This is a genomic window from Leeuwenhoekiella sp. NPDC079379 (genome assembly GCF_044542075.1).
In the GTDB taxonomy this organism is placed as follows: domain Bacteria; phylum Bacteroidota; class Bacteroidia; order Flavobacteriales; family Flavobacteriaceae; genus Leeuwenhoekiella.
In genome coordinates this window covers 103,128-127,332 of record NZ_JBITTU010000001.1, presented here as the reverse complement: position 1 = coordinate 127,332, position 24,205 = coordinate 103,128, and the positions used below count along the sequence as shown (strand labels likewise).

Below are 24,205 nucleotides of genomic sequence, written 5' to 3'. Positions count from 1 at the left end.
CAGAACTATTTAGCAGAATCATTATGGAAACAAGCGTTAAGAATTCGACACTTATAAATTATGAACCGGCGGGTAAATTTGAAGAGACCCGTTTTGAAAAAATCCACAACATCAGCTTTTCGCGATCTGGTGAAGCTTCGGTTATCGTAGCACACGAGATTGCAGATTTAATTCGTAGTAAAGCAGCTGCGGGAGCACAGTGTGTGTTAGGTTTAGCAACCGGTTCATCGCCTATTAATGTATATGCTGAGTTGGTACGTATGCATAAGGAAGAGGGTTTAAGTTTTAAAAACGTAGTAACCTTCAATCTTGATGAATACTGGCCTATGGATAAGTCTGATGTACAGAGTTACCATTATTTTATGCACGAGCATTTATTCAATCATATAGACATTCCTGCAGAAAATGTAAATATCCCTGATGGCACAATTGCTCAGGAAGCGATTAAACCCTATTGCATTGGTTATGAAGCTAAAATAAAAGCCGCTGGTGGATTAGATTTTCAACTTTTGGGAATAGGTAGAACGGGTCACGTAGGTTTTAATGAGCCAGGTTCGCATTTTAATTCGGGTACCCGAATGATTACTTTAGATTATTTAACCCGTGCAGATGCTGCAGGTTCATTTAGAGGTATTTCTAATGTTCCTAAAAAAGCCATCACGATGGGAATCAATACGGTGCTCAATGCAAACCGTATTGTGCTCTTAGGTTGGGGACAAAATAAAGCAGAGATTTTAAAAGAAACTATAGAAGGAGAAATCTCTTCTACGGTTCCTGCAACGTATTTGCAGGAACACGATAACACCACGTTTGTACTGGACGACGCCGCAGCTTCAGAACTTACCCGTGTAAAAACGCCGTGGCTGGTAGGCACCTGTGACTGGACTAAAGAACTCACTGCAAAGGCTGTTTTTTGGCTTTGCCAAAAAACAAACAAAACAATATTAAGTCTTACCGATAAAGATTACAACGACCATGGTATGTCAGACTTACTGGCATTACAGGGCTCTGCATACAATCTGAACATAGAGATGTTCAATAAGTTACAACATACCATTACCGGCTGGCCGGGAGGTAAACCCGGGGCAGACGATACTAACCGTCCTGAGCGCGCTACCCCAGCTAAAAAACGAATTATAATTTTTAGTCCGCATCCTGATGATGATGTGATTTCTATGGGAGGTACTTTTGACCGTCTGGTAGAACAAGGTCACGAGGTGCATATCGCTTATCAAACCAGTGGCAATATTGCAGTAAGCGATACCGAAGCCTTGAAGTTTGCTGAAGTAGCCGCACAATTGGGAAACAACGACTGCGATCGTTTTAATAAAATTGCAGAGCAAATTAAAAACAAGCAGCGTAATGAAGTAGATCCTCTAGAAGTACGTCAGTTAAAAGGTTTAATCAGGCGTTGTGAATCTCTGGGCGCTACACGATTTGAAGGCGTTGCAGACGAGCAGGTACACTTTTTAAACCTTCCGTTTTACGAGACAGGAAGCATTAAGAAAAACCCAATGTCGCAGCAGGATGTTGCTGTGGTAAACGAGCTTATTTCTACAGTAAAACCGCATCAGATTTATGCTGCGGGCGATCTTGCCGACCCCCACGGAACCCACAAAGTCTGTCTTGATATTATTTTTGAATCCCTCGAGCAGCTCAAAAAAGAAGCGTATATGAGCGATTGCTGGGTGTGGTTGTACCGCGGTGCGTGGCACGAGTTTGAAATGCACGAGATTGAAATGGCCGTACCTATGAGTCCGGATCAGGTGCTTAAAAAACGACAGGCGATATTTTACCACCAGTCTCAAAAAGACGGAGTAATGTTTCAGGGAGAAGATTTACGCGAATTTTGGGTACGTGCAGAAGACCGAAACAAAGAAACGGCTCAGAAATACAGAGATTTAGGACTGGCACAATATGCCGCAATGGAAGCTTTTATGCGCTATCATTTCTAAAAAGAATACTGAAAATAGCATCAGTTAAAGAATCTAAAATAGTAATAACAATACCAATAATAATAGATAGTATGGTAGCTCTAGAAACGCTTGATTATGCCATTATCATCAGCTTTTTTGCAATCACTTTAATCATAGGATTACTGGTCGCAAAAAAATCAGGTAAGAGCTCTTCAGAATATTTTTTATCGGGTAGAAATATGCCGTGGTGGTTACTGGGAATCTCGATGGTTGCCACGACGTTTTCTACAGATACACCTAACCTGGTTACCGATATTGTACGTAATCAGGGAGTAAGTGGTAACTGGGTGTGGTGGGCTTTTTTAATCACCGGTTTGCTTACCGTGTTTGTATATGCTAAGCTGTGGCGTAAGTCTGGGGTAAATACAGATATTGAATTTTACGAATTGCGTTATGGTGGCAAACCTGCAAAGTTTTTACGTGGGTTTAGAGCTATTTATTTAGGCGTTATTTTTAATGTTTTGGCGATGAGTGCTGTGACTTTGGCGGCGATAAAAATCGGTCAAATTATGTTGGGGTTGAGTCCGTTAGAAACTATAGGCTATGCAGGTTTGGTAACGGTAATTTTTAGTACCATTGGCGGATTTAAAGGAGTGGTCTATACCGATTTTATTCTCTTTTTCGCTGCTATGGCAGGAGGTATAGGAGCAGCGTATTACTGTGTGAATCTGCCAGAAGTTGGCGGTATGAGCGGACTGATGACACATCCTGAAGTAATAGATAAACTGGCAATTCTGCCAGACTTTAGCGATACAAGTTTAGTGGTTACATTACTTATTATTCCGCTTGCAGTACAGTGGTGGAGCGCGTGGTATCCAGGTGCAGAACCCGGTGGCGGTGGGTATATCGCCCAGCGGATGTTGGCGGCAAAAGATGAAAATCACGCTATAGGAGCTACTTTTTTCTTTAATGCTTTGCATTACGCATTACGTCCGTGGCCGTGGATTTTAGTAGCCTTAGCCTCATTAGTAGTGTATCCTGATATCGCCAGCATTCACGAAGCATTTCCCAACATTGTAGAAAGCAAATTGGGAGATGATTTAGCCTATTCGGCGATGCTAACTAAGTTACCAACCGGTCTTTTAGGACTGGTAATGGCATCGTTAATTGCAGCTTATATGTCGACCATATCAACACATTTAAACTGGGGGTCGTCGTATGTTGTAAATGATTTTTATGCCCGTTATATCAAGAAAGAGGCTTCTCAAAAGGAACTCGTAAATGTAGGTCGAATTTCTACGGTACTGCTTATGGTAGTGAGTTCGGCACTGGCACTGGTGCTTACCAACGCGTATCAGCTATTCAATATTATTTTGATGTTTGGTGCAGGTACAGGACTTATATTTATCCTGCGCTGGTTCTGGTGGAGAATCAATGCGTGGAGCGAAATTTCAGCAATGTTTTCTTCGGGAATTATTTCAATCCTGTTCAATTTTACTTCTCTGGGAGTTGTGCTTTTTGGCACTACACAAGAAGATGGGATGCTTCCTAACTGGTCAACCTATCCGATGATTGTATTGTTAACGACCGTAGTTTGGGTTGCAGTAACTTTTTTAACCAAACCCGAAAAGGACAAAACTTTATTTGATTTCTACAAGCAAACCCAACCCGGCGGACCAGGCTGGCAGCGCATTATACAACGTGCCAGTAAGGAGGGAAATAATTTAATTACCAATACCCAAAAATGGTCTGTACCTGCAGGGATACTCGCTACATTAGTAGGTTGTATTACTATATATGGTGCTTTGTTTAGCACCGGATACTGGATATACGGTTACTTTACTCAGGCCACGATCTTAACAGCACTCACGCTTATTTCAACCTTAGTTCTGGTAAAACTATGGAAGCGCATAAAAACGCGAGTTTTTTGAGTTTTTTTTAAATTTGTTTCTGGTTAAAAAGCGTTCGAAAGAGCGCTTTTTTATTTTCTAGAATTCAACTGTATTAATTTCTTTTAAGATATCATTAATTTAACGCAACTAAAATCAGTTTGCTGCATCTACAAGATGCAATCAAAAATCAAACAGTTATGAAACACTATTATTATTTAATCATTTTTCTGGTATTTAATACAACATTAATTTCGTGTGCTTCTGACGATGATTTAAATTTTAATGGTGATTATGAGAACAGCTTTAAGAGCTGGCTGACTTTTAAAAATGAATCTGCTAACAATTATAAATATGTAGTAGGAGGGGGTTCGGTTTTTACAGATTACTCCTGGGAAACTATAATTACAGTTACAAACGGGATGGTCACTCAGCGTGATTTTGCTTATGTGGGTGGTAGTCCCAGTACTATTCCTGAAGATCAGAAACAGTGGTCTGAAACTGGAAATACCTTAAATACACACGAAGATTCGCCGGCAGCTGCTACATTAACTTTAGACGAAATCTATACTAAAGCGGTTCAAAAATGGCTCGTGAAGCAAAAAGGCTTTAGTTCGTATTTTGAAGCTAAAAATAACGGCTTAATTTCTTTGGCCGGTTACGTTGAAGATAATTGTGCAGATGATTGTTTTATCGGAGTTCGAATTTTAAGCATTACCGCTCTGGATTAAATTTGAAGTTTCCTCAGAAGGTTTAAATTTTAGATATCTTAATACTTTCTGAGTTATACATTCCCTTGTATTTAAGTTCTACCAATTCTGGTTTTAAATAGCGTAATTTACTAAACCTGTATTTTAAGGTTTCTAATTTTTTACAACGCAAGGATGACAAACAAACAAGCTTTTATTTCTAAGGGTTTTATCGCAGGCGGACTTATGAATATGTCTGTATTGGTATTTTCAAAATTCTTTTCAAACCCCGTCATAACTGAATACGATCCTGTAGTCATGTCAAATTTTGGGTTGTTGATGATTGTTATTTGGGGACTGGCGTATATTTCGGTGACCAAAAGCTATCAACATGTAAAATGGCTTGTGGGTGTTTTTGTTATTGAAAAATTGATTTATGGCATCATCTGGATTAACTGGTTGCTTAATCACAATCTTCCAGAAGTTTATGAGAAAGACACTTTAGCAGGTCTATTTTTCTCGATGTATGGTGTAAATGACTGGCTGTTTTTTGGTTTCTTTCTGGTGATTTTTATACGTTTAATGCGGAAAAATTCAATTTTGAATTAGTCACCCGTATGTACTTCTTGAGTTAGCTGTCTATTAGATAATTCTTTTCAAAAATCATTTTAATTCTTCAAGTCACTAAGCTACGCTCTGTAGTTATTCAGCGATTATTTTTCAATAAACTGAAGTAATCTGTTAGCTTTAAAGGATGTATTGTAATAACTCAGATATAAAGTGTGAGTTATTAGCAGTTTTTTTTAGAAAACATTACAAAATTCTATGCATTCTATTTATTTGAAGAGGTTGATTGCCGCTGTTACTGTGCTTGTTGCAGTGGCACAACTTTCTGCTCAGGATAAAATCTTGGCAAACGCCGACTATAAAAACCCTAAACTAGCTGTAGAACAACGGGTCTCTGATTTAGTTAATCGTATGACGATTGAAGAAAAAGTGGGACAATTAACCACGCTTTTAGGCTGGAAAATGTACACAAAAACGGGTGATAAGGTAAAAGCTAGTCAGGAACTTAAAAATGCCATTCAAAATCAAAAAATAGGAGCTTTGTGGGGTGTTTTGCGTGCAGATCCCTGGACGCAAAAAACACTGGTAAATGGATTAAACCCAGAACTTGCTGCAAAGGCAACCAATGCGATTCAAAAAGTAGCTGTAGAAGAAAGCCGTTTAGGAATTCCCTTATTTCTGGCGGAAGAAGCGATGCATGGGCATATGGCTATAGGTACAACTGAGTTTCCGAGTGCGATTGCTCAGGCGAGTACCTTTAACCCAGAATTGAATGAAAAAATGGGAGCTGCCGTTGCTGTAGAGCTACGCGCTCAAGGGGCACATATTGGTTACGGGCCTATATTAGATCTGGCACGTGAACCTAGGTGGTCGCGAGTAGAAGAGACTTTTGGGGAAGACCCTTATTTAATTGCTCAAATGGGATTGGGGGTAATAAAAGGTTTTCAGGGTGACGGTATAAATGATTCAGAAAAAGTAATATCAACTTTAAAGCATTTTGCTGCTTATGGAGTTTCAGAGGGAGGTCATAATGGTGGAGCTGTACATATAGGCCAGCGGGAGTTAATGCAGGATTATATGTATCCGTTTAAAAAGGCAATTGATGCAGGTGCACTTTCTGTAATGACCGCTTACAGTTCGGTAGATGGGATTCCCAGTACTTCACATAAAGGTTTATTAACGGGTTTGCTTCGAGAGCAATGGGGCTTCACAGGTTTTGTGGTTTCTGACCTGGGAAGTATTGAAGGTATAAAAAATGACCATCACGCAGCAGCGACTTTAGAAGAAGCTGCGGCTTTAGCAATGAATGCCGGGGTAGATGCAGACTTAGGCGGTAATGGTTATGATGATGCTTTGCTTACAGCTTGTAAGGACGGAAAAGTAACTGAAACCCGACTGGATGAAGCTGTAAAATATGTACTGCGCTTAAAGTTTGAAATGGGACTTTTTGAAAATCCTTATGTTGATTTAAAGAAACCTAAACAGGTGGTGCGCAATGCTGCTCATATAGCTATTGCAAAACAGATGGCATTAGAAGGCGTTACGCTCTTAAAAAATGAGGGTGACTTACTTCCGCTTTCTAAAAATTTAAAAAATATAGCAGTTATTGGGCCTAATGCAGATGCGATGTATAACCAGCTGGGTGATTACACAGCTCCTCAGGATCCCGAGTATATTATTACTCCACTAGAAGGTATACGAGCAAAAATGCCCAATGCTACAATCACTTACGTAAAAGGGACAGCGATACGTGACACCATTCAAACTGATATTCCTGCAGCTGTTGCGGCGGCAAAAAATGCAGAGATAGCCATTGTGGTTTTAGGTGGCTCTAGCGCACGTGATTTTAAAACCGAATATCTGGAAACAGGGGCAGCTACTGTAGCTTCAAAAGAAGATGAACTGCTTAGCGATATGGAAAGTGGTGAAGGCTACGACCGCTCTACCTTAGATTTAATGGGAAAACAACTCGAGTTACTCAAGGCTGTAGAAGCCACAGGAACTCCTACAATATTAGTGTTGATTACCGGCAGACCTCTTTTAATAAATTGGCCTGCCAAAAATATTCCGGCGATTATAGATACTTGGTATCCGGGTTCTCAGGGAGGACACGCGTTGGCAGATGTTTTATTTGGTGATTATAACCCGGCGGGTCGCCTGCCAGTTTCGATTCCTCGTTCTGTAGGTCAAACGCCGGTTTATTACAACCATTGGTGGCCCAGGCGCCGTGACTATGTAGAAGAATCTTCAAAACCTTTATATGCATTTGGGCACGGGTTAAGCTATACTACTTTTGAATATTCCACTTTAAAAATTTCGCAAAGCGGAACTGATGAATCTACACAAATAGAAGTGCAGGTAACTGTAAAAAATACAGGTGAAGTTGCCGGCGATGAAGTCGTTCAATTGTATCTGATAGACGAGGTGAGCAGTGTGGTGACACCAGTAAAACAATTGCGGGGTTTTGAGCGTATACATTTAGCGCCAGGCGAAAGCAAAACAGTAAAATTTGTACTTACGCCCGAAGAGTTGGCGTTGTACAATGCTGAAATGAAACACGTGGCAGAAGCCGGAAGTTTTGAAGTGCAAATAGGCGCTTCCTCTCAAGATATTAGACTTAAAGACAGTTTTGAGCTTACGGAAACTATACTATTAAAATCTAAATAAAATTTTATGCGCATCCTTTCATACCCTAAATACTTTTATTGTTTAGCCGCACTAGCAGGTTCCCTAGTCTGCAGTGGAGGCTTATTTGCACAAGGTGGTAATTTACACGAACGCTCTGAAGTTTATGAGGCACCGGTAGACCCACAAGTGAAAGCCAAGCTGGAAAACTGGGGGAATCAAAAGTTCGGAATGCTGATACATTGGGGAGTTTATGCGGTTCCCGGAATTATAGAATCCTGGCAAATTTGCTCTGAGCCGTGGCTTGAGCGACCGGAAGGCATGGCGTATAACGACTACAAAAAGTGGTATTGGAATTTGAGTTCGGTGTTTAATCCGGTGAATTTTGATCCCGATAGTTGGGCAGATGCTGCAGCAGGAGCCGGGATGAAATATGTGGTGTTTACCACAAAACACCACGATGGGTTCAATATGTTTGATACCCAGCAAACCGATTATAAAATAACAAACGGACCCTTTAAAAACCACCCTAAAGCCAATGTGGCTAAGTATGTTTTTGAATCGTTTAGAAAGAAAGATTTTATGATAGGAGCTTATTTCTCAAAGCCCGATTGGCACAATCAGGATTTCTGGTGGGATAAATATGCTACACCAGATCGTAATGTAAATTATGACATTCGTAAATATCCTGAAAAATGGAAAGCCTATCAAGACTTTACCTTCAACCAGATTAGCGAACTGATGCACGATTACGGGCAGATCGATATTTTGTGGTTAGATGGAGGCTGGGTGCGTCCTAAAGAGACTGTAAATGACGAAGTGCGAGCCTGGGGAGCGCCTATCCCAGAGTGGGACCAGGAAGTAAATATGCCGCATATTGCAGAAATGGCACGAGAAGCACAACCTGGAATTATTTTTGCAGACCGCACCGTTCACGGTCCGTATGAGAATTATCAAACCCCCGAACGTAAAATTCCGGATACGAAACTGGATAACCCTTGGGAAACCTGTATGACGCTAGGTAATAACTGGGGTTATGTGCCCAATGATGATTTTAAAACCTCAGCAAAAGTGATTCACAGTCTGGTAGAAGTGGTTGCTAAAGGTGGAAACATGTTGCTGGGTGTTGGTCCACAACCAGATGGCTTATTACCTCCAGATGCATTACCTATTCTTGCTGAAATAGGAGACTGGCTTGATGCAAACAGTACTGCAATTTATAATACTCATGCTATAGATACTTTTCAGGATGGAGATACGTATTTTACGGCTAATGATAATGAGACTTTTGCAATTACCTTAATTCCTGAAGGCAGTGATGCTCCTAAAAGTGTATCCTGGAAAGGAAATCTACCCAAGAAAGGAAGTGTTTTAAAATTAGTGAGCAGCGGTAAATCTTTAAAGTATACTGTTAAAGACGATAAAGTTACAGTAGCGATTCCATCAGAGATACGTAGAGCTGGAACAGCGGCATTGGCATTTTCATTTAAAAAATAATACCGATGAATCGTATAATAACCACGTTACTTGTAATGTTATTATTAGGAGTAACTTCCTGTAAAAACTCTAATGAAGAAACTCCTCCGGAAGCTTTTGGAGCAGTGCCTTCTCAAGAACAGCTTGCGTGGTATGCGATGGAAATGAATGCGTTTATTCATTTCACCATCAATACGTTTACTGATAAAGAATGGGGTTATGGAGATGAGTCGCCAGAACTTTTTAACCCTACAGAATTAGATACAGACCAGTGGTTTTCTACCTTAAAAGATGCGGGTTTTAAAGGCGCAATTTTAACAGCAAAACACCATGACGGTTTTGCTTTATGGCCCTCTAACTATACCGAGCACGATATTGCTGCGAGTCCTTACAAAGACGGAAACGGTAATCTTGTTAAAGAGGTGTCTGAATCTGCTCAAAAATACGGATTGCAATTTGGGGTGTATTTATCTCCCTGGGATCGCAACCGTGCCGATTATGGAGAGCCTTCTTACGTAGCGTATTACCGGAAGCAATTACAAGAATTATTTACTGCTTACGGACCTGTTTTTGAAATGTGGTTTGATGGAGCAAACGGAGGTGATGGATATTATGGAGGTGCTAATGAAGAGCGAAAAATAGATCGTCAAACCTACTACGACTGGCCTTTGACTCTGCGTTATGCATCAGATATACAGGATCAGGTTTTGTTTTTTAGTGATGCAGGACCAGATTTACGTTGGGTAGGAAATGAGCGCGGGATAGGAGGAGAAACACATTGGAATACAATAGATGTAGATACACTTTATGCAGGTAAATCGGGTATTGAAGATCTGTTACAATCAGGAGCTAAAGGCGGGAAAAGCTGGATACCGGCAGAGGTAAATACCTCAATTCGTCCGGGATGGTTTTATCATGCTTCAGAAGATTCTTTGGTGCGCACTCCAGAAAATTTATTTGAGTTGTATCTTACTTCTGTGGGTCGCGGTTCTACGTTGTTATTAAATATTCCGCCAGATCGTCGAGGATTGTTTCATGAAAATGATGTAGCTGCCTTAAGAGGCTTTCGAAGTATTTTAGATTCGGTTTTTGCGGTAAATCTTGCAGAAAAAGCAACAGCTCGTGCAAATACCTCTAGAGGTAAAAAAGAAAATTATACAGTAAGTAAAGTGCTTGATGCAGATAAGGATACCTACTGGGCGACAAACGATGGTGTTACCACCGGAAGCATAGAATTAACCTGGGATTCTTCACAAACTCTAAATTTTTTAGTGCTTCAGGAATATATTACACTGGGTCAGCGTGTAGCTGCATTTACAGTTTCAGTTTGGGAAAATGATAGCTGGAAGCCCGTAGCAAATCAGACAACTATAGGATATAAACGTATTATAAAATTAAATGACGTAGCAACCACAAAGCTCAAAATTGAAATTACTGAAGCCTTGGCGTGTCCGTTAATTTCTAATATTGAAGTGTATTAAGTTTTAAAGTAGCCAGTGAGTTTTATAACAAAATATAGGATAATGAGAATAAATTTAGGTTTACGGTATGCAGCGATGCTGATTTTAATTTTTTCGCTTTGCGGAAAAATTACAGCGCAGGAAGAAGTACTATCTATAATTCCTATTCCTACGCAATACGAAGTCAAAGAGGGTAATTTTCAATTTGACGAAAACACTACATTTTATGTAGATACCACTAATGCAGAAGTTTATAAAATTGCTGAAGGTTTACAGGCAAAGCTACGAGAGGTAGGCGGAATGATGATTCCTATTAAGCCACTTTCAGAATTTAATGAGCGCACTTTGCATGCAGTTACTTTTCAACTAGATTCGCTGAGTAATTTAGGTAATGAGGGTTACGAACTTGAAGTTTCTACTAACCAAATTAAGTTAAATGCACAACAACCTGCTGGTTTGTTTTACGGAGTGCAGTCGCTCATACAACTCCTACCTCCCGAAATTGTAAAAAAAGAAATTATTCGTGCTTTTGATTGGGTTGTTCCTGCAGTGAGTATCACCGATGTTCCAAAATATGCCTGGCGAGGTTTACATTTAGATACCGGGCGCCACGTGAGTTCGATTGCATTTATTAAAGAATATCTTGACAATATGGCGATGCACAAGTTAAATACCTTTCATTGGCATTTAACCGAGGATCAGGGCTGGCGCTTAGAAATAAAAAAATATCCCTTATTAACAGAAGTAGGTGCATTTCGTGATTCTACCCTAGTTGGTCATTACGGTACCGGTAAATATGATGGGAAGCGCTATGGCGGTTTTTACACTCAGGAAGAGGCTAAAGAAATCGTGGCATACGCTAAAAATTTGTACATAACAGTTGTTCCTGAAATTGAGATGCCCGGGCACTCTACTGCTGCAGTGGCTGCATATCCTGAGTTGGGTGTAACCGGAAATAGGGTTAGGCCATCAACAACCTGGGGTGTTTTTCCTGATATTTTAAATGTCGAAAACAGTACCTTTAGTTTTATGGAAGATGTATTGACCGAAGTCATAGATATTTTTCCTTCAGAATATATTCATATAGGCGGCGACGAGGCTCCAAAAGATCAATGGGAGCAATCACCACGTGTGCAGTCTCAAATAGACTCGTTAGGTCTAAAAGATGCGCACGAGTTACAGAGTTATTTTATCACGCGGGTAGAGCAATTTTTAAATTCAAAAGGAAGGCAAATTATTGGCTGGGATGAGATTCTTGAAGGAGGTCTTGCTCCTAATGCTGCGGTTATGTCGTGGCGTGGTGAAGAAGGAGGTATCGCTGCTGCAAAAAGCGGGCATCACGTAGTGATGAGCCCGGGATCACATTTGTATTTTGATCATGCGCAGGGCGACCTTCAGCAAGAACCCTTAAATATAGGAGGATATCTTCCGCTAGATAAAGTGTATTCTTATAAGCCAACTCCAGAAGTTTTAACTGCTGAAGAAGGCAAGTATATTATGGGCGCGCAAGCTAATTTATGGACAGAGTATTTACCTACAGATGCCAGTCGCGAGTATATGGTTTTTCCTAGAATTAGCGCACTTTCTGAAGTGGTATGGAGTGGGGAGGAGCACAAGGACTGGGAGAGTTTTAAAAAGCGATTACCTGAGCAATTAATACGTTATGAATATCAGGGAATTAATTATGCAAAAACTATTTATAACATTGAAATAAACGCTAAATACGACAAAAAGCATAAGAACTTTAGTGTGAGTCTTCATAAACAGTGGGATGGCGTTATCTACTTTACAGTTGACGGAAGCAACCCTACTGCTAAAAGTAAATTATATAGTATTCCCTTAAAATTAAAACCCGGAACAACTGTCAAAACTGGTCTTTTCAAGGAAGGAAAATTGCAGGGTGTTATCACTTCAGAAACGCTGGAAACTCCTAAAAGCTAAGAATTAAAAGAAAACCCCTATGTCTGTTAATTATATAAAAGAAGCCTGTGTAGAAACTTTAGAACAAGCTGTAAAGGCTGAAGCTAAAGGAGCAGATCGGTTAGAGTTGTGCGCGTATCTCGCTTTTGGAGGGTTGACGCCTTCAACAGATTTGATCAAAGCGGTTGTGGCAGCGGTAGGTATACCGGTTCGGGTAATGATACGACCACGCAATGGAGATTTCTTTTACAATGAAGATGAACTGGAACATATGAAAACCTGTATCCAACATTGTAAAGCCTTAAAAGTAGAAGGAGTGGTTTTTGGTGTGCTAAATGTTAATGCTACGCTCAATATAAAGGAGATTAAAGAACTTACAGAAATTGCACAACCTTTAAAGGTCGTTATTCATAAGGCTATTGACGAAACTGTTAATCCTATAGAATCATTAAAAGAGTTACTCCATATAGAAGGCATCGACACGGTTTTAACTGCTGGCGGGAAATCTAATGCTTTTGATGGAGCAGAAACGTTAACTCAAATGCTAAAAGCTGCAGATTCTAAAATTACGGTAATGCCTGCCGGTAAAATTTCTCAATTTAATTTAACTGAATTAGACCAGCTTTTAGGTGCAAAAGCTTATCACGGAAAGTTAATTGTAGGTGAACTCAACTAATATACTATAGCTTTTATATGTTTTTAAAATTCAAATTTCTTCTGGTTGCAAGTGTTCTCTTTTCAAGCTGTGCTGAAAAAAAATTACCTGAGGTTGAGGTTTTAGAAAACGCGTTTATCTATAATAAATCAGATTTTCCGCAATGTCATGCGTCAACATTAGTTGAAACCGAAGCAGGAACTATAATCGCTGCCTGGTTTGGTGGCGAGTATGAGCGTCACCCTGATGTAAGTATTTATCAAAGCATTAAATCAGATTCAGGATGGGCTGCGCCATCAAAAATAGCAGACGGAAAAACACCAAATGATACGATAAGTAATCCTACCTGGAATCCTGTTTTATTTAAAAATCAACAACAAGAGTTGTTGTTATTTTATAAAGAAGGGCCATCACCATCAACCTGGTGGGGAATGCTGAAACGTTCTACAGATGATGGCAAAACATGGTCTGACGCAATACGTTTACCTGAGGGTATTTTAGGACCTATAAAAAACAAACCCATTCAATTAGATTCGGGAGTTATTGTGAGTCCGTCGAGTATAGAAAGTGAAGATGGAAACACCTGGAAATCTCACGTAGAATTATCTAGCGATCAAGGTAAAACCTGGCAAAGGGTTGCGATTCCATCTGCAGATTCGGTTAAAGTAATTCAGCCTACGCTAATTCAGCTAAAAAACGGAACTCTTAAAGCGTTGTTGCGAAGTGATCAAAATTATATTTTAGAAAGTACCAGTACAGATGCAGGTAAATCTTGGTCTACTGCTAAAGCCGGTACAGTTTTAAATCCAAATAGCGGTATTGATGCTTTGACATTGAATGAGGGTGGTTTTTTATTAGTTTATAATCCTGCAGAAGCGGGCAAAGACTGGTCTGATGGACGCAATAAACTAAACCTTGCCTATAGTGCAGATGGCACGCTCTGGGAAGACATTTCAAAGTTGGAGGATGAAGAAAAAGGCGAATTTAGTTATCCTGCTATCATCCAGGATTCAAAAGGTTTTATACACCTTACTTATACCCATAACCGCAGTAAAATAAAGTATATGAAGCTAAGGTTGAATAATTAAACCAGGGTTAGTTTAATTCCCATTTCTTGTATACGGTCTGCAATAGCAGGAGAAAGATCTTTATCTGTAATAATTTCGCTAATATCATCTAGATTACAAATTTTTGCAAGACTGCGTTTCCCAAATTTAGAAGAGTCGGCTAGAATAATTGTTTTTTGAGCGGCATCCATCATTTTTTGATTGAGAATAGCTTCTTCAATATTTGTAGTAGTGCACCCATAATCCAGATCAATCCCATCAACACCCATAAAAAATTGATTTGATGATATGTGATTTAAAATATGCTCTGCATAATGCCCGGTTACGGATGCAGACCGGTGTCTGATGTTTCCGCCCAGTTGAATAATGTCAATATCTTTATGCTTCAATAACTCAATTGCTACAAGTAGCGATGAGGTAATTACGTTGAGTTTTCCTTTAGGAACTATTGCTTTTCCTAGTTGTTGTACTGTGGTTCCGCTGGCAATTATAATAGAGTCATTTTCTTGTATACGCGCCGCTGCTGCTTCAGCAATCATAGATTTTTCAGTAGCAGAAATTGTAGCCTTTTCAGTAACATCGCGCTCATTCATATATGGGTTTTCTAAAGAAGCGCCGCCATGGGTTCTAAAAAGCAGACCTTTATCTTCAAGAAGTTTCAAATCTTTTCGAATGGTTACGGCAGAAACATCAAGGCGTTCACAAAGCGTAGCTACCTTAAGATGTTTTTCTCTTTTTAATTGTTCTAGAATTAATTGATGCCTTTCCATATATAATAAGTGCCTGTAGTGTTTTTCAAGAAAGAATAAGGTAAAGATACACGATTACAAATACAATAAAAGTATTTCTTTTAGTTTCGTTTATATTCGTTTTTAGTATTAATGATGTTTAAATCGAAACTTTAACTTTCGTTCACATTCGTTTTATTTCAATATATTTATCTTTGTTAAGATCAACACTAGTAAAACACAAATGGAGGAGAATATTTTTAGCCGCAATCGCATAATTAATGATTTATCACTAACTAATAAGTGGGATGTAATCATCGTAGGTGGTGGCGCAACAGGTTTAGGAGTGGCTTTAGATAGTGTAACCCGCGGATACAAAACCCTATTGCTTGAGCAGGTAGATTATGCAAAAGGTACTTCAAGCCGAAGTACGAAATTAGTGCACGGTGGTGTGCGGTATCTCGCACAAGGGAATATAGACCTTGTTAAAGAAGCATTGCATGAGCGTGGATTGCTGGAGCAAAATGCACCGCATTTAGTAAAAAACCAAAGTTTTGTAATACCTAATTACCGCTGGTGGGAGGGTATTTATTATACAATAGGTTTAAAAGCTTATGATTTTCTAGCGGGTAAATTAAGTCTGGGAAAATCTACACATATTAATAAAACAAAAACGGTAGAACGTCTTTCAACCTTACGCCAGAAGGGATTGTACGGAGGTGTGGTTTACAAAGATGGTCAGTTTGATGATTCACGCTTAGCCATAAATCTGGCTCAAACGGCAATTGAGAAAGGGGCAACACTTTTAAATCATTTTAAAGTAACCGATTTAATACAGAATCCTTCAGGGAAAATAATTGGGGTTGAAGCGCAAGATGTTGAAACTAATAAGCCATATTCTTTTTCAAGTGATTTGGTTATTAACGCTACAGGCGTTTTTTCTGATGAGATTTTAAAAATGCAGAAAAGTGATGCCCGAAAATCTATAGTGCCAAGTCAGGGTGTGCATTTAGTTTTTGACAAATCATTTTTACCGGGAGACGACGCAATAATGATTCCTAAGACAGATGATGGAAGGGTTTTATTTGCAGTGCCGTGGCACGATAAAGTACTTGTAGGGACTACAGATACAAATCTTGATGATCATAGCTTAGAGCCTCAGGCGCAAGAGCAGGAGATAGAATTTATACTCAAAACATTTAATAATTATCTCGATAAGCCTGTTAAGCGTTCTGATGTGCGTAGTATTTTTGCAGGTTTACGTCCGCTTGCGGCTCCTAAAGACAATTCAGAAAAGACTAAAGAAATATCAAGAAGTCACAAGATTATTGTTTCAGAATCAGGTTTACTTACGATAACCGGAGGAAAGTGGACAACCTATAGACGTATGGCTCAGGACACCATTAATAAGGCCATTGCACTTAAAAAACTTCCGAAAAAAGCTTGCCAGACTTCAAATCTCTCGATTCATGGTGCAATGCCTACTCACGATCGCGAGAATCATTTATATATTTATGGCACAGATCAAAAAGGTATTGCAGCACTAATAGCAGCAGATGCTAGCCTGGGTCAAAAGCTACATTCAAGATTACCTTTTTGCAAGGCAGAAATTGTATGGGCAGTGCGTAATGAAATGGCACGTACCGTAGAAGATGTACTTGCAAGACGCGTTAGAGCTTTATTTCTCGATGCAGAGGCCGCAAAAGAGATGACTGCAGAAGTTGCGACTCTAATTGCTGAGGAATTAAATAAAGACGAGGCCTGGAAACAAAATCAAATAGAGGCTTTTACGAAACTGGCAAATCATTATTGTATAAGTAATAGCGCAGTTTCAATATAATATAATCAACCCAGCACCTTAATTTATTAAATTGAGGTGCTTTTATAACCAATAAAACCAGTATAGTATGGACCAGTATATTTTAGCCCTTGATCAGGGAACTACGAGTTCTCGCGCAATCGTTTTCGATAAGAAAGGGAAAATTGTTTCAGTAGCTCAAAAGGAGTTTACGCAATATTTTCCAAAGCCGGGATGGGTAGAACACGATCCTCAGGAGATCTGGTCTACTCAAGCAGGGGTCGCTGCGGAAGCTACTGTTTCTAAAGGGTTGAATGGAAAAAATATAGCAGGAATAGGTATTACAAATCAACGGGAAACCGTTGTCGTCTGGGACCGTAAAACCGGGGAACCCGTATACAATGCTATTGTTTGGCAAGATAAGCGTACTGCAGACTATTGCGATAGCTTAAAGAAAGACGGTAAGACTGAAATGATTCAGGAGAAAACCGGTCTCGTTATAGACTCCTATTTTTCTGGGACAAAAGTTAAATGGATACTTGATAACGTAGAAGGAGCACGTGAGAAAGCTGAAGCTGGAGATCTCGTATTAGGTACGATAGATACCTGGATTATCTGGAAATTTACTAAAGGAGAGCTCCACGTTACCGATGCTACTAATGCTTGTAGAACGCTACTTTTTAATATCAATACGATGGAATGGGATGATGAGCTTCTAGAGCTTTTTGATATCCCTAAAAGTATGCTTCCTGAGGTTAAAGACAGTAGCGAGATTTATGGTCATACTAAAACAACAGTTTTTGCTTCAAAAATCCCTATTGCTGGTATTGCAGGTGATCAAATGGCAGCGTTGTTCGGTCAAATGTGTACTAAAAAGGGAATGGTAAAAAGTACTTACGGTACCGGGTGTTTTATGTTGATGAATATAGGTGATAAACCCATACTTTCTAAAAATAACCTGTTAACTACTGTAGCCTGGCGCATAGGAGGTAAAACAGAATATGCTTTAGAGGGAAGTATTTTTATAGGAGGAGCTGTTGTGCAGTGGTTACGTGATGGTCTGGGAATAATTAAAAAATCTGAGGATGTTGAGCAATTAGCCGGTTCTGTAGAATCTACAGAAGGCGTTTACTTTATTCCTGCTTTTGCAGGGATGGGTGCACCCTACTGGAATCAAAAAGGGAAAGGAACCATATTTGGGATCACAAGAGGTACAACAGATGCACACATAGCCAGAGCTTCAATTGAAGCAATTGCGTATCAAACAATGGATATTCTTAAAGCCATGCACGCAGATTCGGGGATAGAAATAAAAGAACTGCGTGTAGACGGTGGTGCCTCTATAAATAATACACTCATGCAATTTCAGGCAGATGTTTTAGACTCAATTACAATACGACCTAAAATTACTGAGACCACTGCCTTAGGAGCAGCTTATCTTGCTGGTCTTGCAGTGGGATTCTGGGATAGTAAAGAGCAAATACAAGAGATGTGGGAAGAGGATAAACGTTTTGAACCTAAAAAAGACAAAGCAAAAATTGAAGAAGGTATCAAAGGTTGGTATCGTGCAATTAAGGCTTTAGAATATTGGACAACCCTATAACATCTTATATTTATGACTCCTTTTATAGCAGAAATTCTAGGTACAGGACTACTCATTCTTTTAGGAGGTGGGATAGTTGCTAATGATATTTTAAATAAAACCATAGGTCACGGTAGCGGCTGGATGGGAATCACTACAGCCTGGGGACTTGCAGTTTTTGTAGGTGTGGTAGTTGCCGGCCCTTATAGCGGCGCTCATTTAAATCCAGCAGTTACTATAGGATTGGCTGTAAGTGGCTTATTTCCTTGGGCAGATGTACCCACATATATTGCAGCAGAGTTTATAGGTGCCATGATAGGGTCATCACTCGTTTATGTGATGTATAAAGATCACTTTGATGCCACAGAAGATGGTGGTCTGAAGCGTGCAGTTTTTTGTACAGCACCTGCAATTCCTAATAAATTTAGAAATATAATAAGTGAGATTATTGGAACCTTTGTTTTGTTAGTCTGTGTGTTTTATTTCTCTGAAGCCGAGATTAATGATGGTGCAGGAACTAAAGTAGGTTTAGGGTCTATAGGCGCTATCCCAGTTGCATTTGTTGTTTGGGGAATAGGCCTTTCTTTAGGAGGTACCACCGGCTATGCTATTAATCCTGCACGTGATTTAGGTCCGCGTATTGTTCATGCATTATTACCTATCAAAGGAAAAATAGATAGTAACTGGAGCTATTCGTGGATTCCGGTTGTTGGGCCCATTATAGGAGCAGTATTTGCGGCGTTGCTTTTTATGGTATTGAAAAAATAACTTAAAACCTTATAAGTAAAATACGTTTCCGGAGGTGTTTTTATTCTTCTTCGGAAACATTTTGTTTTATGTTTTAGGCACTATTTTGAGCTTACAAATTTCTTGATGTCTTTATTTGAGCCGTATAGCACAAGTATATCATCTTTTTCAAGAAGTAAATGAGGCGTAGCGACACTCTGTACATCTATAATGGTTTTGCGTTTGCCTATATTAGTAGGAACGTGTGCATTTTTTATTGTTGTTAGTACCAGTAGATTATAACGCTCTCTAAACTTTACATCTTCAATTGTTTTATTTTCATAACGAGAAGGCAGTTTAATCTCTACAATGCTAAAATATTCATTGAGTTCAAACGAATCAACAACACCCCGCATACACAATTTTTTTGCCCAGCGTTCGGCGCTTTCCTGCTCGGGATGTACAATCTCATCAACCCCTATTGCATTTAAAACATTCTCGTGAAGGGAGTTCACTGCTCTGCTTATTAATCTTTTTACGCCCAAGTTTTTAAATAATGCGGTGATCATTACATTCACACCTTGATTTTCGCCTACGGCAACAATAACAATATCAGTATCTTTAAGAGGTAAGCCGGTTACAGTAGATTCGTCTGTGGCATCAAGACAAATAGTATGTGTTATTTTCTCCTTTAAAGCGTCAACACGATTCATTTTAATGTCGATACCTATAACCTCGTTTCCTGAAGCTGTTAATTTTTCGGCTAAAGAAGCTCCAAAATTTCCTAATCCTAAAATGATATATTTCATAATCTAAACCTGTTTAATTCATCAAAATTTCTTCCGTAGGATAGCGATAGTCTTTGTATTTTATTTTTCTAAAAAGCGCAATCATAATCGTAAGCATACTTACTCTACCTATAAACATCACGATAATTAAAACTCCTTTACTTGCAGCGGTTAATGTAGCGGTGATTCCTAAACTTAAACCCACAGTACTGTAAGCAGAAAAGCATTCAAAAGCGATGCTGAGTAAGGTTTTCTCGGGGTCAAAAGCAGCAATTGAGATCACTGCAAAACCTATTACAACCAGTGAAAGCGAAATAATTGCAAAAGCCCTGCGCACCGAAATATCAGCAATCTCTCTGCGGTACACTTCGATACGCGTTTTTCCTTTCGCCAGACTAAAAAAGTTAAGGGTTGCAATGGCAAACGTACTTGTTTTTATACCACCACCAGTTGATGCGGGAGAGGCTCCTACCCACATGAGAAAGAATATCATCATGAGTGTAGAAAAGTGAAGCTGGTTCATGTCTAAGGTGTTGAACCCGGCCGTACGCGGGGTAGTCGCCCCAAAAAAAGCAGTGAAAAATTTCCCTAATCCTCTATGCTCTACTAAGGTGTTATTATACTCATTGAAGAAGAATATAACCGTGCCTATTGCCATTAAACTTCCTGTGGTGATTAAGGTAATACGACTATTGAGACTTAAAACCCAGGGTTTGTAAATCGTTGTTTTTGTGCGACCCAATAAAAGCGGACTTATAATTTTGTACTTTAAATATTTAATCACATTGATTACGATAGGAAAACCTAGTCCTCCAAAAATAAAGAGGCCAATTAAGGTAAGCTGCATTACATAATTATAGCGGTAATCTAGATCATAAATGCCATTAGAAAGTGTAGAAAAACCGGCATTACAAAAAGCAGAAACCGCGTGGAAAACTGCAAAAAATACCCGGTCAAAAAACTCGGGTATGTGTTTAACTTCTAAACTTGAAAAAATGATTAACGCACCAATAGCTTCTATAGAAAATGTTATAATTAAGATGCGTTTTAAGGTAGAAAATACTTCGCCTATTTTCTGAGAATTAGTCATATCACTTAAAACAACCTGATTTTCAAAAGAGGTTACCCCTTTAAAAAAATAGCTAAAATAACTCGCAAATGTAAGTATCCCCAGCCCCCCTAATTGAATGAGGAAAACAATGATGTGTTGACCAAAAGGAGTGAAATAACTGCCGGTGTCTACTACGATTAGACCGGTAACGCAGACTGCACTGGTTGAGGTGAACAGGGCGTCTAAAAATGAAATTCCATCGTAAGTTGCGTTGGGTAACTTGAGCAGTAGCGTTCCAAATAAAATAATACCAATAAAACTTACAATAAATAATTGTGCAGGGTTAAGGTAGTTACGCCTGTAATTGAGGCGCTGCTCGGCAAATTCTCTTATAAAAGTGAGTAAGATGGCAACTTTAATCCAATTGTCATTGTACAAAAAGCTGAGGTGTCTGTATGCTTCTTGCGAAAAAAAATGAATACCAATTACATAAATTGTGAATAGAATTGACAGGGCATCAAATACGATTACCTGAGTGCTTAGTTTTTTAGAAAAGGTAAAATAGCGCACTAACGTCACAGCAATACCTACAAAGAGAATTACAAGGTAATAGGCATTTAAGAAATTTTGAATCTGATAAGACTGCTCGTAACCAAAATCAATTATAAATGCAAAAACCCCAATAAGGCTTAGAACAAAAGCAGAACGAAATAAAGTAGATAATGACAGAAATTTGGATATGCTATCTTTCAAACCCAATTGATTAAATTATGTGGTAAAGTTAGAGCAATCTTAAGTACTGTTGTTTTCTAGATCTTTAATTATTTTATAAAACAAAGGATATCACAACTACTTCGATATCGGCAAACATTATTATTTTAAGACTTCTTATGAAGGATATTTTTCTAGTAGTTATTTAAACAACTAGTTTTGCAAAAAATATAAATGATGAAAGCCAATCCAGAAGCACGATTAGAATTGTCTGAAGCAGAAATGCGCCAGTATGGTTATAAAGTTATTGATTCTATAATTGCACATCATTTAGGACAGGAAGATAAAAAACCGGTGTCGTTAGCTACACGTAAAGAGATGGATTCTTTATTGGGAGAATCAATTCCTGAGCATTCAACCCCAGTAGATGCTGTATTAGATACGGTGATGGAGAAGGTTATGCCTTATACTAATTTATTAAGTCACCCTAAGTTTTTCTCTTTCGTTCCCGGGCCCAGTAACTATGTAAGCGCTATTGCAGATGCTTTAGCTACAGGGTTTAATGTTTTTTCTGGTGGGTGGATTGCTTCTCCCGCTGCTGCTGAGTTAGAAATCTTAACTGTAAACTGGCTTCTTGATTTGTATGGTTTTCCGCAGAAAAGGGGTGGCGGTATATTTACCAGTGGGGGTTCTATGGCAAATTTAACTGCGCTGGTAACCGCCCGTAATATCAAATGTGGTGACGATTTTTCTAAAGCGGTTATTTACCTTTCAGACCAGGCTCACTCTTCAAATATAAAAGCGATACGCGTAATAGGTTTTAGAAAAGATCAGATACGTCTTATCCCTACAGACGGTGAGTTTAAGTTTAGCTTAAATAAACTGAAAAATGCGATTAATAAAGATCGTCTTGCGGGGTTACAGCCTTTTTGTTTATTAGCATCTGCAGGTACAACAAATACCGGTACGGTAGATCAACTCCCCGAGTTAGGAGCGATTGCAAAAAGCGAAGACCTTTGGTTTCACGTTGATGGCGCCTACGGCGGAGCGGCAATTTTAGCAAAAAACGGCAAGCAACTTTTAAAAGGTATAGATAAGGCAGATTCGCTTACCGTTGATCCGCATAAGTGGTTTTACCAGCCGTACGAAATGGGATGTTTACTGGTGCGTAATCATAAATGGCTGAGTGGTACTTTTACTGAAAAGCCCGAATATTTAAAGGATGTAGAAGGAAACAGTTCAGAAATTAACTTTTACGATCACGGGATACAACTTACCAGACGATTTAGAGCTCTTAAGTTTTATATGAGTATTAAAACCTTTGGCCTCAAAGCGTTTCGGGAAGCGGTGCAATACAATTTTGATTTGTGCGAAAAAGTAGAAAGTATTCTCAGGAAAAGTAAAAAGTGGGAAGTGGTATCTCCTGCCACATTGGCGATTATCAATTTCAGATACAATCCTATAGACCGCAATTTAACTGAAGCTGAACTTGATAATTTAAACTCTAAAATTTCAGAAAAAGTAGTTGATTCTCGTGAGGCGATGCTAGTCACTACAATTTTAAATGGTCAAACAGTTTTAAGAATGTGTTTGATTAATCCCAGAACCACGTTGGCACATGTAGAAGAAACTATTGCGCTGTGCGAGAAAATGGCAGAATAGTTATTCTGCCATTTTCTGAAGAATTTCTTCTTTTGAGATTTTTGAGTTAGCTCCTTTTTTACCGGCGACTAGTGCGCCTAATGCACAGGCAAAGGCAAGCGCATCATCTGGAGTGTTTTCTTCTCTAAAAAGTTGGCTTATTAACCCGGCTAAAAAAGAATCTCCTGCACCTACGGTGTCTACTACAGTTGTGCTATAGCCGGTATGAGAAAACATTTGGCCATTTTTATAAAGTACAGCTCCTGCGTCGCCACAGGTTACACAAATAAGTTGGGTATTAGTATGTTTGCTTATGGCTGCCAGTTGATCTTCCATAACCGAACTTTTGATTTCAAGATGAGTTACTATTTCAGCTAATTCTTCATCATTCATTTTAATTAGTTGCGCCTGCTTCATAAACTGGACAATATGATCTAATTTGTAATGCGGTTTTCTCAGATTTACGTCAAAAATGGCAAATTTGCTTTGAGGAAGTAGCTCTTTAAGGGTGTTTCTTGAAACTTCATTACGGGCAGCTAGAGATCCAAAAATAAACAAGTCTGCATGGGCCACGGCTTCTTGATTTGCTTCGGTAAGTTTTATTGTATCCCAGGCAACAGGACTTTTAATTTTGTAAGAAGCACTTCCTTGATCATCTAAAGATACCAGTACCTGCCCGGTTTCAAGATCATCATCTTCTTGTATTAAATCTTGATTAAGTTCAAATTTATCAATAGCAGAACGTGTTTCTTCAGCGAGACCATCTGTACCTAACCTGCTAATCATTTGCATAGAAACGCCCAGACTTTGCAATCTTAGACATAGATTAAGCGGCGCACCCCCTAACGACTTTCCGTCAGGAAATACATCCCATAATATTTCTCCAAAACTTATTGCTTTAATTGACTCTTTCATC

The 24,205-nt window shown here is 39.1% G+C and carries 18 protein-coding genes; 14 read left to right on the top strand and 4 right to left on the bottom strand.

Going from position 1 to position 24,205, the window contains the following annotated elements:
• Positions 1-23 precede the first annotated feature (23 nt).
• From nagB to ACIGAM_RS00445, 10 genes are all read left to right on the top strand, one after another.
• Positions 24-1,955 carry a glucosamine-6-phosphate deaminase gene (nagB, locus tag ACIGAM_RS00490; protein ID WP_396509520.1) on the top strand — a complete coding sequence of 644 codons (1,932 nt, stop codon included), beginning with the start codon at positions 24-26 and terminating at the stop codon, positions 1,953-1,955.
• 71 nt (positions 1,956-2,026) lie between these two features.
• Positions 2,027-3,847, top strand: coding sequence for a sodium:solute symporter family protein (locus ACIGAM_RS00485; protein WP_396509519.1), 1,821 nt, complete (start codon positions 2,027-2,029; stop codon positions 3,845-3,847).
• Between the two features lie 158 nt (positions 3,848-4,005).
• The gene (locus ACIGAM_RS00480; protein ID WP_396509518.1) at positions 4,006-4,536 is read left to right on the top strand and encodes a hypothetical protein; all 531 of its coding nucleotides are present in this window, start codon (positions 4,006-4,008) and stop codon (positions 4,534-4,536) included.
• 153 nt (positions 4,537-4,689) lie between these two features.
• Positions 4,690-5,103 carry a hypothetical protein gene (locus ACIGAM_RS00475; RefSeq protein WP_396509517.1) on the top strand — a complete coding sequence of 138 codons (414 nt, stop codon included), beginning with the start codon at positions 4,690-4,692 and terminating at the stop codon, positions 5,101-5,103.
• 216 nt (positions 5,104-5,319) lie between these two features.
• Positions 5,320-7,728: a glycoside hydrolase family 3 N-terminal domain-containing protein gene (locus tag ACIGAM_RS00470; RefSeq protein WP_396509516.1), complete on the top strand. Its 2,409-nt coding sequence runs from the start codon at positions 5,320-5,322 to the stop codon at positions 7,726-7,728.
• Positions 7,729-7,734: 6 nt separating this feature from the next.
• Positions 7,735-9,183 (top strand): alpha-L-fucosidase, encoded by a 1,449-nt coding sequence (locus tag ACIGAM_RS00465; protein ID WP_396509515.1) that lies wholly within the window; start codon positions 7,735-7,737, stop codon positions 9,181-9,183.
• A gap of 5 nt (positions 9,184-9,188) precedes the next feature.
• A complete protein-coding gene (locus tag ACIGAM_RS00460) occupies positions 9,189-10,643 on the top strand; it encodes an alpha-L-fucosidase (RefSeq protein ID WP_396509514.1) in 1,455 nt (484 codons plus the stop codon).
• A 42-nt stretch (positions 10,644-10,685) separates the two neighbouring features.
• Entirely contained in the window at positions 10,686-12,563 is a 1,878-nt protein-coding gene (locus tag ACIGAM_RS00455) for a beta-N-acetylhexosaminidase (RefSeq protein WP_396509513.1), read from the top strand.
• A 19-nt stretch (positions 12,564-12,582) separates the two neighbouring features.
• The gene (locus tag ACIGAM_RS00450; RefSeq protein WP_396509512.1) at positions 12,583-13,218 is read left to right on the top strand and encodes a copper homeostasis protein CutC; all 636 of its coding nucleotides are present in this window, start codon (positions 12,583-12,585) and stop codon (positions 13,216-13,218) included.
• 17 nt (positions 13,219-13,235) lie between these two features.
• Complete coding sequence (locus ACIGAM_RS00445) at positions 13,236-14,285, top strand: exo-alpha-sialidase (protein ID WP_396509511.1); 1,050 nt, start codon at positions 13,236-13,238, stop codon at positions 14,283-14,285.
• Here ACIGAM_RS00445 and ACIGAM_RS00440 read toward each other — a convergent pair.
• The gene (locus ACIGAM_RS00440; protein WP_028376553.1) at positions 14,282-15,034 is read right to left on the bottom strand and encodes a DeoR/GlpR family DNA-binding transcription regulator; all 753 of its coding nucleotides are present in this window, start codon (positions 15,032-15,034) and stop codon (positions 14,282-14,284) included. The genes ACIGAM_RS00445 and ACIGAM_RS00440 overlap by 4 nt on opposite strands.
• A gap of 202 nt (positions 15,035-15,236) precedes the next feature.
• On the opposite strand from ACIGAM_RS00440, the gene ACIGAM_RS00435 reads away from it, so the two are divergent.
• The 3 genes from ACIGAM_RS00435 (at position 15,237) to ACIGAM_RS00425 (ending at position 19,140) form a co-directional block, all read left to right on the top strand.
• Positions 15,237-16,832 (top strand): glycerol-3-phosphate dehydrogenase/oxidase, encoded by a 1,596-nt coding sequence (locus ACIGAM_RS00435; RefSeq protein WP_396509510.1) that lies wholly within the window; start codon positions 15,237-15,239, stop codon positions 16,830-16,832.
• A 67-nt stretch (positions 16,833-16,899) separates the two neighbouring features.
• Complete coding sequence (gene glpK / locus ACIGAM_RS00430; protein ID WP_396509509.1) at positions 16,900-18,393, top strand: glycerol kinase GlpK; 1,494 nt, start codon at positions 16,900-16,902, stop codon at positions 18,391-18,393.
• A gap of 12 nt (positions 18,394-18,405) precedes the next feature.
• Positions 18,406-19,140: an MIP/aquaporin family protein gene (locus tag ACIGAM_RS00425; protein ID WP_396509508.1), complete on the top strand. Its 735-nt coding sequence runs from the start codon at positions 18,406-18,408 to the stop codon at positions 19,138-19,140.
• An 80-nt stretch (positions 19,141-19,220) separates the two neighbouring features.
• Here ACIGAM_RS00425 and ACIGAM_RS00420 read toward each other — a convergent pair whose 3' ends face one another.
• Positions 19,221-19,907, bottom strand: a complete 687-nt coding sequence (locus ACIGAM_RS00420; protein WP_396509507.1) for a potassium channel family protein — start codon at positions 19,905-19,907, stop codon at positions 19,221-19,223.
• 13 nt (positions 19,908-19,920) lie between these two features.
• Positions 19,921-21,690 carry a TrkH family potassium uptake protein gene (locus tag ACIGAM_RS00415; RefSeq protein ID WP_396509506.1) on the bottom strand — a complete coding sequence of 590 codons (1,770 nt, stop codon included), beginning with the start codon at positions 21,688-21,690 and terminating at the stop codon, positions 19,921-19,923.
• Positions 21,691-21,885: 195 nt separating this feature from the next.
• On the opposite strand from ACIGAM_RS00415, the gene ACIGAM_RS00410 reads away from it, so the two are divergent.
• Positions 21,886-23,310, top strand: a complete 1,425-nt coding sequence (locus tag ACIGAM_RS00410; RefSeq protein WP_396510073.1) for a pyridoxal phosphate-dependent decarboxylase family protein — start codon at positions 21,886-21,888, stop codon at positions 23,308-23,310.
• On the opposite strand, the gene ACIGAM_RS00405 is transcribed toward ACIGAM_RS00410, so the two are convergent.
• Positions 23,311-24,204 (bottom strand): carbohydrate kinase, encoded by an 894-nt coding sequence (locus ACIGAM_RS00405; protein WP_396509505.1) that lies wholly within the window; start codon positions 24,202-24,204, stop codon positions 23,311-23,313.
• Position 24,205 lies beyond the last annotated feature (1 nt).